This is a genomic window from Paraburkholderia caffeinitolerans, from assembly GCF_902859945.1.
Classification (GTDB): domain Bacteria; phylum Pseudomonadota; class Gammaproteobacteria; order Burkholderiales; family Burkholderiaceae; genus Paraburkholderia; species Paraburkholderia caffeinitolerans.
The window spans coordinates 1-13,626 of the sequence record NZ_CADIKL010000058.1; the positions used below are offsets into that span (position 1 = coordinate 1).

11 protein-coding genes and 1 pseudogene are annotated in these 13,626 nt (G+C 60.2%); 6 read left to right on the plus strand and 6 right to left on the minus strand.

Annotation, left to right across the window (positions count from 1 at the left end):
- Nucleotides 1–247: 247 nt before the first annotated feature.
- The 3 genes from HV773_RS33710 to HV773_RS33720 form a co-directional block, all read right to left on the minus strand.
- Nucleotides 248–1,036 carry an ABC transporter ATP-binding protein gene (locus HV773_RS33710; RefSeq protein ID WP_377730405.1) on the minus strand — a complete coding sequence of 263 codons (789 nt, stop codon included), beginning with the start codon at nucleotides 1,034–1,036 and terminating at the stop codon, nucleotides 248–250.
- Between the two features lie 14 nt (nucleotides 1,037–1,050).
- Nucleotides 1,051–1,284 (minus strand): hypothetical protein, encoded by a 234-nt coding sequence (locus HV773_RS33715; RefSeq protein ID WP_175198171.1) that lies wholly within the window; start codon nucleotides 1,282–1,284, stop codon nucleotides 1,051–1,053.
- A 113-nt stretch (nucleotides 1,285–1,397) separates the two neighbouring features.
- Nucleotides 1,398–2,270, minus strand: coding sequence for an HAD-IIA family hydrolase (locus tag HV773_RS33720; RefSeq protein ID WP_175198172.1), 873 nt, complete (start codon nucleotides 2,268–2,270; stop codon nucleotides 1,398–1,400).
- A 136-nt stretch (nucleotides 2,271–2,406) separates the two neighbouring features.
- Between HV773_RS33720 and HV773_RS33725 the strand changes: the two genes are divergently transcribed.
- Together HV773_RS33725 and HV773_RS33730 are read left to right on the plus strand one after the other, a co-directional pair.
- A complete protein-coding gene (locus tag HV773_RS33725; protein ID WP_175198173.1) occupies nucleotides 2,407–4,833 on the plus strand; it encodes a phosphocholine-specific phospholipase C in 2,427 nt (808 codons plus the stop codon).
- A gap of 719 nt (nucleotides 4,834–5,552) precedes the next feature.
- On the plus strand, nucleotides 5,553–6,410 hold the full coding sequence (locus tag HV773_RS33730) for a MurR/RpiR family transcriptional regulator (protein ID WP_281365331.1): 858 nt from the start codon (nucleotides 5,553–5,555) through the stop codon (nucleotides 6,408–6,410).
- 234 nt (nucleotides 6,411–6,644) lie between these two features.
- Here HV773_RS33730 and HV773_RS37610 read toward each other — a convergent pair.
- Nucleotides 6,645–6,847 (minus strand): annotated as a pseudogene (locus HV773_RS37610) (IS21 family transposase); the annotation flags it as partial.
- A 666-nt stretch (nucleotides 6,848–7,513) separates the two neighbouring features.
- On the opposite strand from HV773_RS37610, the gene HV773_RS33745 reads away from it, so the two are divergent.
- The 4 genes from HV773_RS33745 to HV773_RS33760 all read left to right on the plus strand — a co-directional run bounded on the left by HV773_RS33745 (nucleotide 7,514) and on the right by HV773_RS33760 (nucleotide 11,459).
- Entirely contained in the window at nucleotides 7,514–8,635 is a 1,122-nt protein-coding gene (locus tag HV773_RS33745; protein WP_175198175.1) for a porin, read from the plus strand.
- A 277-nt stretch (nucleotides 8,636–8,912) separates the two neighbouring features.
- Nucleotides 8,913–9,631, plus strand: a protein-coding gene (locus HV773_RS33750) for an IS6 family transposase (protein WP_246282584.1) whose coding sequence is annotated in 2 segments (ribosomal slippage) — nucleotides 8,913–9,414 and nucleotides 9,414–9,631 — 720 coding nt in all. Because the reading frame shifts where the segments join, the coding sequence is not laid out codon by codon here.
- Between the two features lie 523 nt (nucleotides 9,632–10,154).
- On the plus strand, nucleotides 10,155–10,517 hold the full coding sequence (locus HV773_RS33755) for a COG4315 family predicted lipoprotein (protein WP_175198176.1): 363 nt from the start codon (nucleotides 10,155–10,157) through the stop codon (nucleotides 10,515–10,517).
- A 588-nt stretch (nucleotides 10,518–11,105) separates the two neighbouring features.
- Nucleotides 11,106–11,459 (plus strand): hypothetical protein, encoded by a 354-nt coding sequence (locus HV773_RS33760; protein WP_175198177.1) that lies wholly within the window; start codon nucleotides 11,106–11,108, stop codon nucleotides 11,457–11,459.
- Between the two features lie 277 nt (nucleotides 11,460–11,736).
- Here HV773_RS33760 and HV773_RS33765 read toward each other — a convergent pair whose 3' ends face one another.
- Both HV773_RS33765 and HV773_RS33770 read right to left on the minus strand, forming a co-directional pair.
- Nucleotides 11,737–12,921 (minus strand): acetyl-CoA C-acyltransferase family protein, encoded by a 1,185-nt coding sequence (locus HV773_RS33765; protein WP_175198178.1) that lies wholly within the window; start codon nucleotides 12,919–12,921, stop codon nucleotides 11,737–11,739.
- 203 nt (nucleotides 12,922–13,124) lie between these two features.
- A complete protein-coding gene (locus tag HV773_RS33770) occupies nucleotides 13,125–13,562 on the minus strand; it encodes a hypothetical protein (protein ID WP_217481970.1) in 438 nt (145 codons plus the stop codon).
- Between the last annotated feature and the right edge of the window lie 64 nt (nucleotides 13,563–13,626).

Below are 13,626 nucleotides of genomic sequence, written 5' to 3' on the forward strand. Positions count from 1 at the left end.
CCACGAGCTTTCTCAGGTGGGCTTGGGTGGCTCCATCCAGTTTTCGGGCATCAGGTTTTGTCTTCATGCCCATATAACGCACCACGCACTATTTGGTGCACACGTCAGTAAAAGGGGGAGAGGTGCACTGCGTCCCGACCTTTAAGTCGCGCCCCATAGCGGCCATGGAGCACAGGGCCAGCAGTCCTGCAAACAACAATTTCGCCTTCTTCATCGCGTTTCCAATCCTTGATATGTGACTACGTGGCTACAAAACACTTTCCAAAAACCTTCGGCAACGCTCGCTCCGTGGGTTGCCGAACACGTCGGCGGGTGCCCCTCGTTCCTCGATCTTTCCCTTGTGCAGGAATGCGATTTCGGACGAAACCTCGCGCGCGAATGCCATCTCATGAGTGACCATCACCATGGTCCTGCCCTCCTCGGCCAGCAGGCGAATCACCCTCAGCACCTCACCCACGAGTTCGGGGTCGAGCGCGGAAGTGGGCTCGTCGAACAGCAGCAGCTTGGGCTCCATGGCCAAGGCGCGGGCAATCGCGCAGCGCTGCTGCTGCCCGCCCGAGATGTGGGCCGGATAGTGCTGCAGCCGGTCACCCAGTCCGACCTTCGCCAGCAGCGCACCGGCACGCTCCGTCGCCTCTTGGCGCGACAGACCCAGCACCTTCATGGGCGGCATGACCACGTTCTCCAGCACGGTCATGTGGCTCCACAGATTGAAGTTCTGGAACACCATGCCGATGCCCGCGCGCAGTCTGTTCACCTGGCGCTTGCTGGCAGGGCTCGCCTGCCCTGCTGACAACCGGTGCATGCGGATCTCTTCGCCATCGATGGCGACGGTGCCGGCATCGGGAACTTCCAGCAGGTTGAGGCAGCGCAGGAAGGTACTCTTGCCCGAGCCGCTGGCGCCAATGAGAGTGACCACGTCGTGCTCGTGTGCGCACAAATCGATGCCGCGCAAGACATCCAGTGCGCCGAAGCGCTTCTCGATGCCGACGGCGGAGACGATCTCTCTGCCCTGAAGTCGTTGAGGGTTGCTCAAGTGCGTTTCCTTTTTTAAAGTGCGAGCGCGTCAGATACTGCGCAATCTGTTGCCGCAGCGCTGAGTCGCCAGAGGGGCTGGACGTAAAAGGTCCGTTTCCGTTCGAGCGCATCGATCGCGGCGCTACAGATCTCGCCCGGCATCTCGACGTCAGGCTCGCCAAACCAGAGCGGCAAGACGTCCGCACGATCCATGGCGGCGTTGGCGACCTCGCGGATTTTTGAGGATCGGAGTGACTGGACTTCCATTCGCGCTCTGGTCGGCAGCGTGCGGGATGGGACGGTGTATTGCATCCGTACGGGTCTCAGTGTCCGAAGATGTAAGGTTTTGTCGCGATAGACGATGTGACCGAGGCTGATCGCTACCGGCAGCGGAGGGGCTCGACGAGGTCGCCACCTATCGCGGGAGGCAAGTGCAGTTGCTGCGTCTGCGCAGGCCCGACGAACAGCCCGGCCACCGAAGGTGCAATCGCACCGTTCGCCTGCCCCACCAGCATGCACGCCATACCCAGCCGCGCGGCGCCCGCTGCGTCGGTCAGCGGGTTGTCACCGATCACCACGGTGTCTTCGGCGCGCGCACCGATGCAGCGCAGGCCTTCTTCGAACAACAGCGGCTCGGGCTTACCGACCACGCGCCAAGGCTTCACACCGCTGGCCTCGACCACGGCGGCGAGTAGCGCACCGGTCTCGGGCACCACGCGGCCTTCTGGCCCGGGGTGGATGGCATCCACGTTGCTCACGACCAGGCGCGCACCGCGCAGCAGCTCGTTTACCACCACCGCCAGCCGCGCATAGCTGAAATGCATGTCCAGCGCGAGCAATACAAAGTCTGCGCCGGCTTGCACCTGCCGGCAGCCCAGCGAGCGCGCGTAACGTTGCAGAGCCGGGCTCGCGACCAACAGCACGCGTGCGTCCGGGTGCTCGCGCACCAACTGCCGTACGGCCAGTTCGCCAGCCAACACGATGCGCCCGGGTGCTACACGCAACCCTAGTCGGTGCAGGCGTTGCGCCAAGCCCGGCGCGGTGTGCGTGGAGTTGTTCGAGACGATCGCATAGCGCCCTTCGAAATGCGTCAGCAGCTCAACCGCGCCCGCAATGAGATCTTGCTGGCGCACCAGCGTGCCGTCGAGGTCAACCAGCAGGTGGCGGGTACGCGCCAAGCGGGCATCGGCAAGCACGCGACTCGGGCCGTAGTGGCCTGTGGTGGCCCCATGTGGGTGGATGATTTTGCTCATGGCTGCCGATTATATTGAGCACCGCTCAGTGAACTATGAATTTTTCATGAAACGATTTCATTCAGGTGTTCGCCTGGCCGCGTTTTCCTCTATCCTTACCCCTCTTTTTGCTTTTGCCCGCTTTAAGAGACCTTCCATGAACACCCCAACCCGTCGCGATTCCTCTGGTGAATCAGCGAGCACCGTTGACACCGCCTCTGCCGCGACGATCCTGTTGTCCGCGATTCGAAAGGCGCTTGCCGTCGAGGCCGCGGTCGATACCGGCACCATCGAAGACGTCAAGCACATCGTCATCTTGATGCAGGAGAACCGTAGCTTCGACCACTACTTTGGCACCTTGCGCGGCGTGCGCGGCTTCGGCGACCGCTTCCCGATACCGCTGGCCAGCGACAAGCCGGTGTACTACCAGCCCAGTCCCACCGGTGGACCGGATATCCAGCCCTTCCGTCGTGATTCGACAGTCGCCCAGGCACTGATCGGATCGGGCACGCCGCACGCTTTCCCTGACCAGCAAGCGGCGTGGAACCAGGGAAAAATGGACCGCTGGATAGAGTTCAAGAGCCAGGCGACGATGGGCTTTTTCACGCGCGAAGACATTCCGTTCCAGTTCGCGCTGGCCGAAGCCTTCACGGTCTGCGACGGCTATCACTGCTCCATCCTGACCGGCACCGACCCGAACCGCATCATCTTCTGGTCAGGTTCGAACTTCAATCCAGAATTGCGCAAGAAGGGCATCAACAGCACGGACGCCGACTCCGAACCAGTCAACTCACGCTGCTGGCCCAGCCCATACAAGTGGGTCGCTGGCAGGGCGCAGGAGGCGGACGGCTCCGGTCAGAAGGACCCAAGCACGGGCGTCTACAACTACAAGTACGCCGACACCCCCTTCAAGTGGGACACGTTGCCCGACGTTCTGCAAAAAGCTGGCATCAGCTGGCACATCTACCAGAACATGAACAACAATTGGGCAGGTGCCATGAACGGCTGCCTGGCCTTCGAGAGCTTCCGCACCGCGCAGCCGGGCTCGCCGATCTATGAGCACGGTCTGACGGGGGGGCCCGAGATGACCGACGGCGCTGTCAACTTCCTCGCCCAGCTCAAGCAGGACGTGATGAACGGCACGCTTGCGCAGGTCTCGTGGATACTGCCCACACAAGCCCTGGCCGAGCATCCCAGCAGCAGCGAAGGTGTGGCTGGCGCCGCCAACTTCATTTCGGATGTGCTGGGAGCGCTGACGTCCAACCCCGCGGTCTGGAGCAAGACGGCACTGTTCGTGACGTTCGACGAGAACGACGGCTTCTTCGACCACATGGCGATGCCAGCCGTGCCGTCGTACGATGCCAGTGGTAACCTGATGGGCAAGTCCACCGTGCCGCTGGATGGCGAGTACTTCCATGTCGCCGACGGCAGAGAGTATTTCGATCCCAACATCGGTGACGAGCCTTCCGATGTCCCCGTCAGCGATAAGCCGGCTGATGCCTCCGTCGGCAAGGAGCCTTCCGAGGCCCGCGTCGACAGCTACCTGAATGCCACCGATACCACCAGCGGCAGGATCCGCCCGTGGGGGTTGAGCTCCCGAGTGCCGATGTACGTGGTGTCGCCGTGGAGCAAGGGTGGATGGGTCAACTCTCAAGTGTTCGACCACACCTCGATGGGCCAATTTTTGGAGAAGCGTTTTGGCATCACGGTGGATGCCATCAGCCCGTGGCATCGTGCGGTATGCGGCGACCTCACCTCCTGCTTCGACTTCGTCAACCCGAACGATCCGGTCGTGCCCAAGCTGCCTGACATGAGCGACTATCGCGCGATCAACGCAGCGCAAAAGCTCCTGCCCACGGGTCCCGTCACTAACGCGCCCGCCACGCCACAGCCGCTGTTCCAGGAGACCGGCACGCGCCTCTCACGCGCGCTGCCCTACGAACTGCACACTAGCGCGCGCGTGGAGCCCCGCGGCCTGGTATCGCTGACCTTCAGCAACACCGGCGCCCAGGGCGCGGTATTCCACGTCTACGACAAACTGCATCTGGACCGCATTCCACGCCGCTACACCGTGGAAGCTGGCAAACAGCTCTCCGACGACTGGGACGCTGGCGCCACCGACAGCGGCAATTACGAGTTGTGGGTCTACAGCAGCAACGGGTTCGTGCGCAGCTTCAAGGGTGACGCCCTCGCCGCGGACGCCGCGGCCTTCAGGCCCGAGGCGGAGGTCTGCTACGAGCCGTCAACTGGGCAGGTCTGCCTGAAAGTGCGCAACTCCGGCACGGCGGCGGGCACAGTCACGGTAAAGACCAACGCCTACCGCCTCGACGGTCCCTGGTCGTTGGACGTGGCCGCGAGTGGTACCGGCATGCTGCACTGGAACCTGGAAGACAGCGGTCACTGGTACGACTTCACCGTGACCGGCCCGAACTTCGCGCTTCGCTATGCAGGTCGCCTCGAGACGGGTAAGCCCGGCGTGAGCGACCCCGCGATGGCGCTGCACCTCCCCCACGCGTCAGATAGTTTTCGCCCCGATACAAACAAGAATTCGGAAGCGGAGATTCAGGACGAGTGCCTCGATTAAGTACGACCATTCAAGGACAGAACGGCGGTGGAGCGGCTGCCGCAAATGTCCTTGTTGAATGAAAAGGTCTTTCCCGTTACGAACCAGGCACCGCTCATGTGGACGCCTCCCAGATAGCAAGCGGGTTTTGCCTCGGCCGGGCGCAAGTCCGACAAACAGAATCGATGGGCAGTCGCTTTGGCAGAGCGTCGCAGGTATTGGCGCGATCGCTGCTATCGCAACCAGGAACGCTCGCCATGGCATGGGCCATGTTGTAACAAGGCGAGACGTTTCTCATGCCCACGTGAAGACACAGGCTGCGTCGACCACGCGCCAGCCGAGGAGATGCATCGAATCAATTTCCTCCGCCGATTGCTGGCTTGTGTTGATCAAGCAAGGTTGGACCCGCGGGGAAGTGGCCGTTTCCATCGCGGAGGCGTTTGACGACGTCCACGACAATTGAAAGTTTAAAGGTTCCCCCATGTGCGTCTTTCATCAGGGTCCGCGGGCAATGAATCCTGCATCGATCACCGTGTGTAGTCTCGCCAGCCGTCGACGCCGCGTCGCCCAGCTCGTCCCAGCGCCGCAAACGAGCGTTGCTTGTGTCGAACAACATCTCGTAACCTGATTGAGATAAGCTCCTACTCATGAAGCGAAACACCACTCCCAGATCTGTCGACGGAAAGGCTTCGACAGCCGGCGGCAAGACTTCGACGGCGCCTGTTCTTCCCCGTACCGAAGTGCCTGACGGCCAAGTCTCTGCCGTTTTGGCCCGTATCAAGACTCTGTGGCCTTCGCTGGGCCCAGTGGGCCAACGCATCGCCGACTTCATCGTGAAGAATTCGCATGAGGTGGTGTACATGTCGGTCAGCGAAGTGGCTGAGCGCACAGGCTCCAGCGAAGGCAGCATCGTCGGCCTCTGCAAGAACCTGGGCGCCACCGGATTCCAACAGATCAAGATCGCACTGGCGCAGGAGCTGGTGCAGCCGGTGCAGTTCATCCATGAAGACCTGGACCCGCAGGACAACGCCGCGCAGGTGATCCGGAAGATCTTCCAGAGCGACGTCCAGACGCTGCACGACACCGAAGCCACGCTCGACGCGAAGGAGATGGAGCGCGCGGTAAAACTGTTCCGCAAGGCCGAGCGCATCGAGATCTACGGCATCGGTAGCTCGGCCACCATCGCAGAGGACGCGCACTACCGCATGCTGCGCATTGGCTTGAACGTGAAGCTGGCGGTCGATTCGCACGTGCAGGCTATTAGCGCCTCACTCACCGATGCGAAGACGGCGGTGCTCACCATCTCGCATTCGGGCAGCTCGCACGAAACTGTGACTGCCACGCGCCTGGCCAAGGAAGCGGGCGCATCCACGGTGTGCATCACCAACTTTGGCAAGTCGCCGATCCAGGCCTACTCCGACGTGCTGCTGTTCACCATGGCACGCGAGACCAATTTTCGCACCGAGGCGATGACGAGCCGGCTAGCGCAACTGGCAATCATCGATGTGCTGATTGCCTGCCTCGCGCTGTCGGACTATGACACTTCGGTGCGCACGTTGCGCCAGACCTTCGACGTGCTGTCGCTCAAGCGGTACTGAGGGTTCTGAAGCAACGAGAAAATTCGGCAGATTCTGACCACTATAGGTAACGCAGGGAACTGACAAGTTCACTACCTATTCGATCACGCTCACAATCGGCGTGCCAGCGAATGCAGCGTCCCGTAGATGCGAATGCCAGTGTTGAAGGCGTTGGTACCGTCGATCGGGTCGAGCACCCAGACGTACTCGCCTGCGCCGGGATACCACTGCCATGGTATTGGTCGTAGCAGACTTCAACCTGGCGCTCAACTCATCATCGGACACCCTTCGGCTGCTGCCCAGCCGAGTCCTGTCAGGCTTGCCTGGACAGCGAACTTCGACACGGCTCCGACACTGATACCAATGGCCCGGCTGATCTGCCGGTGGGTCACGCCACATGCCCACTTCAGTAGCAGGACTTCCTTCAATTTGCGCATGCTCATCCGAGGTGTCGGCATCAGCCCTTCTCCCGCAAAGAAGGGAGCAGGCAAACGCCGCCGTTGAATAGATGTGCAACACCATCGCCAGGTTAAAACCCGGCTTACCTTCCGGTCCCGTGATCGCTCGTTCCGGCAACGCGTGATCAGCGATCACGATCATTCGGAATCCGTGATCACGTTTGCCGAAATACGCAATCAGATGGCTTGCGCAGCCGAAGTACACGCTCGAACCCCTCCAGAAGACGCCGCAGACTATCGCCTTCCCTCCAACGGGCAAACGCGGCCCAGAGTCGAATGAGATCACATCACAAAAGATTCATCATAGACTGAGATAAGCTCAATATAATCGGCAGGCATGAGCAAAAACATCCACCTACATGGGGCCGCCGCAGGCCACGACAGCCGGAGCCGCGTGGCTACCGATGGATCACCGCTTTGACATCGAGCTCCGCTCACCAGTTTGACCATTCGAAATATGGCCTGAAGCCCCTGCACTGAGAGTGCTGCACAAGACGAATTTGTGATGCCACCGCTCAACGAAGAGCGTCGAGCGTCTCGAATCAAACCAAGTTACAAGAGTTCGTATTCATCTGTCTCATCGATAGATGCTGTGAATGGCAGCACATAGATTGTTTGTAAGGTTGTTACTAAATTCATTTCATATATTTTGGATAACTAAATAACATGAAGGAAAAGAAAAGTTTTGTGGCGCTTGCTGTCATGGGAACACTCTCCAGTGTTTCCCACGCTCAGAGCAGTGTGACGCTGTATGGCATCGTTGATGCTGGACTTCTCTATACGAGCAATGTGAACACTGCGGAGGGTGGGAAGCCTCTCGTACAACTCGCAAATAGCAATTTGAGCGGGTCACGCTGGGGCTTGCAGGGCTCGGAAGATCTGGGAGGGGGGGTGAGCGCCATCTTTCGGCTTGAAAATGGCTTCAGTTTGACCAACGGGACGCTCGCTCAGGGCGGTCGCCTGTTTGGCCGTCAGGCGTACGCCGGGTTTGCCAGCAATGCGTATGGCACCTTGACCATGGGTCGTCAATATAACGCACTCCAGGACTACGTCGCGCCTCTCCAGCTGGTGGGGCCGCTTACCCAGTTTTCGACGCATCCCTATGATAATGATGCCCTGAACAACACCTACCGGACCGACAATACGGTGAAATACGCGACGCCGAAGCTCGCGGGCTTTCAGGCTGAGGCGCTGTACGGTTTTTCGAACTCGACAAACTTCGCGAACAACCGCGCCTATAGCTTCGGTGCCCGCTACAGTAACGGTTCGCTGAATCTCGGGGCGGGTTACGCGCGGTCACAGAATCCGGGTGCGATTGGCGGTGCAATTATCGGAACTCCGTCGTCAACCACGCCGTCGAATCCGCTTCTGAATACATCGCGCGTGGACCAATGGGGCGTGACCGGTACGTATGCGCTGGGGTCATTGACCCTGGGCGTACTTTACAGCGGATCGCTCTTTACCGATTCGTCCTACCCCTTGGCCGCCGCGAGCGGCACCCTTCACTTCCAGAACTACGAAGGCAGTGTTCGCTATCAAGTGACTCCGCAATTGTTGCTGGTTCTGGGTGAGACATACACCAGCGTGCATCAATCCGGCGTATCGGGTCACTATCTGCAAACAAGCACCGGTGCTGACTACTTCCTGTCGAAGAGCACGGATCTCTATCTGAACGCGTTCTATCAGAAGGCATCGTCGAACCTTCATGCGGCGATCGACGGCGCCGGCGGTGCAGCTAGTGGCTCATCACAGACTGTTGTCGTCGCAGGTATTCGCCACAAGTTTTGAGCGATCGCGCGGGTCGTCGCTGGCGAGGCTCGCAGAGTTGGCCGGATCAATCGACTCCGATCTTCGACCTGATACCCGTGGGTCTTCTGAGCGTGAGAGACATGCCTGACTATTCGCGTGAAACTTGCAGTCGTTTCGTCCTTTTTTGCGAAGGAGCGACCGCCAAAGTGGTCGCTGACCAGCGAAACAATTCGGGACATGTATTGAGCGGATCTGGTGCAAATGGGATCGGCGAATCAGTTAGAGTTGTCGGAACAAAACGAACCGATGCTGCACGATGAGCATGCTGAAGAGTCTGGAGGCGTTGTTCGGCGGACGCCATTTTGATCGGGAGATCATCATTCTGTGTGTTCGCTGGTACCTGCGGTACAAGCTCAGTCTACGCGATCTGGTCGAGATGATCGCCGAACGGGGTTTGTCTCTGGCTCACACGACGATCCTGCGCTGGGTGAGGCGTTATACACCCGAGTTTGTCAAACGATGGAACCGCTTTGCTACACCTGCGGGTCGTTCTTGGCGTGTCGACGAGACGTACCTGAAGATTCGTGGCAGGTGGGCCTACCTGTACTGTACGGTGGATCGGGCTGGCCAAACGGTGGACTTCATGCTCAGGGCGAGGCACGATGTGGCCGCAGCCAAAGCCTTTTTCGGCAAGGCCATCAGGCATCAAGGCCAGTCGCCGGAGACCATCATGCTCGATGGGTATGCTGCCTCGCACCGCGCGGTGCGCGAGATGAAGGCTGATGGTCTGCTGCCCGAAGACTCGAAGGTCCGATCGTCAAATATTTAAACAACGTGATCGAACAGGACCATCGCCACATCAAATTCAGAACAAACGTGATGCTCGGCTTCAAACGGTTCAGGAGCGCCGCGACGACGATTTCAGGTATCGAGTTGGCGCACCGCATTCGCAAGAGACAGTTCGATCTCGCGAAGCTCGGCCTGAAGGATGTCGCTGCGCGTTCCGCATGGAATGCTGCCCTATCCAATCGATAAGGTATCCTGTCTATATGGATACTTCTCAACCAGCATACCTATTTGCACCAGAACCCTTCGCTCTACCGCAAACAGCTCGCTGCGCGATTGCGACGTGGCGTGAATTTGTCGAATTCACCCGCAATCCGTCTGCTGCATGAGCGAAGACTTGTCTCACGCCCTTACGCGACGGTCATAACTCAACGTGACAACGCCCGCCCGACGAAGGTGTTCGGACTGCATCGGGCATAAGGTGCGGCGATGGTATTCCGCGAGCCAACTCGAGTAGGCCGCGCTGATGCCGGGCACACCTCGCGCACCGAATGGGGATCTCGGGGCGGTCGATTTCCGGCTCCTGCCACCGCTGCTGCTGCCACGACGGAGGTGCGCGCGAGACATGGAATACTATGCGCCGCCAATCGTTTACGGCTTGCCGCAGTCACGCAGGAACCGTCTCTGCCACGACGCAGCGTCCCGCATGCGGCTTTCATAATGCGTGGTCGTGCGGTGATACTGCCGCCGCGCCTATAAAAGGACTGAAAACATGAACAAAACTCTGTTGTGCATCATGGCTTGCGCTCTGCCAGTCGCGTCGTCATTCGCCGAGACGCCAAAGATTTCGAACGGGATGGTGGTCGACGACGACGGAATGACGCTCTACGCGTTCGACAAGGATACTGTGCCAGGCAAAAGCGCCTGCGTTGGCGCCTGCGCCGCGCTGTGGCCTGCTGCCGTCGCAGATTCATACGACAAGACGAGCGGCGACTGGGGGTTCATCGCTGCCGGTGAGGGCAAGCATCAGTGGACGTACAAGGGACGCCCCCTGTATCGGTTCGCAAATGATAAACAACCCGGCCAAATGAACGGTGACGGATTCAAGGGTATATGGCATATCGTGAAGCCTTGAAACCCGTCCGGGCACTATCTCGCCGGGCTGACCCCCTCTTGTCGGGACGGTCCATGCGGATCGTTATCTCCGCATCGATGTTTAACGGGCTTGTCAGAACACCCTCAGCCCGTTGAACTGCCCGGCAAGCGAAGGCATCAGATCGCCCGCGGTGCGGGCGATCCCGCGTCTGCGATGACGGAATTCTCCCCCGACCCTTCTGCGCTCCGGCGTGGCCACGGCACCCAGGCGACGCGCAGTCGAAGATATGTCGTTGCTTCCGGACAGGACCTGACATTGGGAGAGCCGCGGGTGAGCAACGCACTGGGTCCAGTGAGGGCCCGGTGTCAACCGGGGTAGTTCAATGCCCGTGGTGGCAAACCAGATCATCGACGATCTTCCGCGCAGCGCTATATCCACCCATCAGCGCGTCGGCTTCCGTAGCGACGGGGCGGGTTCTGTCGGGTAGTTCGGGCGCCCCGTTCTGGAACCCGGCTTCTTCTATGCAGACCGTGTCAAAGTGGTGCCCATCAGATCGGAAATGATGGGCATCACTTTGATGTCTCCCTCAGCCACCGTCTATAACTGCCGGCGCCGCTTGCGTTATACATGCCGTACTCATCGTTCCTCTTTTCGGCCAGCGAGTCACAAAATTTTACCAGGTTGGGGGCTTTCACGGCAGCCTCCCGCGAACCAGCGGAGCTCGAGGCGTTATTGACCGAGTATGTACCGAAGCTCACCAAGGCGGCCGACGAATCGGTAGACGCCTATGCCGTGGAAAGCTTCCTGCTGAATTTCGCCACCATCAGTCTGTCAACCGGCGCTGGTCGATATCCTGCACTCCATCTCGTTGCGGACGCTCCGTTATGGCCTGCTGGGACTGGTGGCGGCGCCTCAATCGATTCGCGCATCCTTGAAAGTCTGGCGCGCACTGCAGAAGGCCGCGATCAAGCGGGACGATGACCTACTGCTTGGTCTTGCAGACCTCGCGCCTGGACGAGGCGAGGGATGCGGCCATTCGTGCGATCGCCGTAGAGTCCGCTGACAGTCGACGCGCGCGTGCTTCAAAAACGACGCATGCCAAAGCGGGGGCCGCCCCTGCGGGATGAGCGGCTCCCCACGGCCCCGCACCCGAGTAACCCGCTAACCCCGCTACGCAACGGATCCCCGCCGATTTGCGACATTACTGTAAATGGCGGCAGGCGCGCTGGGCGGACTGACCTTCATCAGGTCTCGAGCCTCACAGTCGCTCGAACACCGCGGCGATACCCTGGCCACCGCCAACGCACATCGTCACGAGCGCGTAGCGGCCGCTGATGCGTTGCAGTTCGTAGATCGCTTTGACGGCGAGAAAAGCGCCTGAGCAGCCGATCGGATGACCCAGTGCGATCGCACCGCCGTTCGGATTGGTCTTATCCATGTCGAATTCAAGTGCACGCGCCACCGCGATGGCCTGCGCGGCGAACGCTTCGTTACTCTCGATCACGTCGATTTGATCGAGACTAACGCCACCTTTTCTGAGTGCCAACTTCGTGGCAGGGATCGGGCCTTCGCCCATGATTTCGTTGGGCACCCCGGCCACCGCGTAGGACACCAGTCGCGCGATCGGCTTGTGGCTGGCGGCGGCCGCAACGGACGCGTCGGCCAGCACGAAAAAGGCTGCGCCATCATTGATACCAGATGCGTTGCCCGCAGTGACGGAGCCGTCCTTCGTGAACGCGGGCTTCATCCTGGCCAGCGTCTCCATCGTCGTACCCGGCTTCACGTGCTCGTCGGTGTCGAATATCACTTCACCCTTCTTCGACTGTTTGACGATGGGGACGATCTGCGATTTGAAGCGCCCTTCGGCAATCGCCTGCGCCGCCCGGCGGTGCGACTCCACCGCCAGCGCATCCTGTTGCTCGCGCGTAATATCCCATTTGGTCGCCAGGTTCTCAGCCGTGATACCCATGTGGCCCACACCGAACGGGTCGGTCAACGTGGCGACCACGGTGTCGATCATTCTGGTGTCGCCCATGCGTGCGCCGCGACGCATTGCTGTGGATAGATAGCCACCGCGGCTCATCACCTCGACCCCTCCGCCGATGCCATAGTCGCAATCGCCGAGCAAGATGTTCTGCGCTGTCGTCACGATGGCCTGCAGACCTGACGAACAAAGACGATTCACCGCCATCGCCACCGAATCCATAGGAAGCCCGGCCTGGATGGCGGCCACCCGTGCCATGTAAGCGAAGCGGGTCTCGGTCGGAATCGTGTTGCCAACGGTCACGTAATTGATCGTCGCCGGGTCGACGCCCGAGCGTGTGACCGCCTCCTTCATGACGGTGCCCGCCAGTTCCACCGGTTCAATGTCGGCGAGAGATCCGCCGAAAGTTCCGATCGCCGACCGGGCCGCACCGAGTACCACGACATCGCGCTTACTCACGATTACTCTCCTTACGGTTGAATGGAAAAAGCTGACCCGTGGACCGATTCAAGCTCGTTTCCCGGGTCGTTTTGGGCAGTGCTGGCACTGTGCCAGCTGACCATGAAAAAGGAGTGGCCGCGGCCAAAGGCATGGGATACATGGGACCATGGCCATGCTGATTTCGTCGCGCCGTTGACGGGCTGAATCTTTCGACGAGCTGATCAGACGTTTGTTCGAAGGGTCTCCTTGACCCAATACCCCCAACTCAGACCGCAGTACCAGTGCTCAGGGTGCCGGCGAGGGCCGGCGCAACTTCCAGTTGCACATCGGACGTTTTGAAACAGTGAAAGGACGGCCGCGCCGGTAGACCGCACACCCGGGTGAACGACGTCCACGGCAACGCCGGCAACCACACCGACGGTGCAGTTAGTGAAAAAGCCCCCAAGAACGATCAGCTTGAACTGTCTATCCGCCGTGTAAGTGCCGCCAAACGCCACCACGAAGATCACCGCTGTGACCAGGCACAGCGCGGGCAGCGCGGGCAGCTTGTTGCGCGGTTGGCGACGGGCCAGGCGTCCCACCACAATGCCCCAGAACGTGAAGCTAAAGGCGCCGACCAATACCACTACCGCCGCCTTGGCCGCAGCCTCCGGACTCATGCCTCGGAAGCGGTTCAGGTAGCCGGGCAGCCACAAGGGCTGTGGTGCAAATTACGAACGCGAG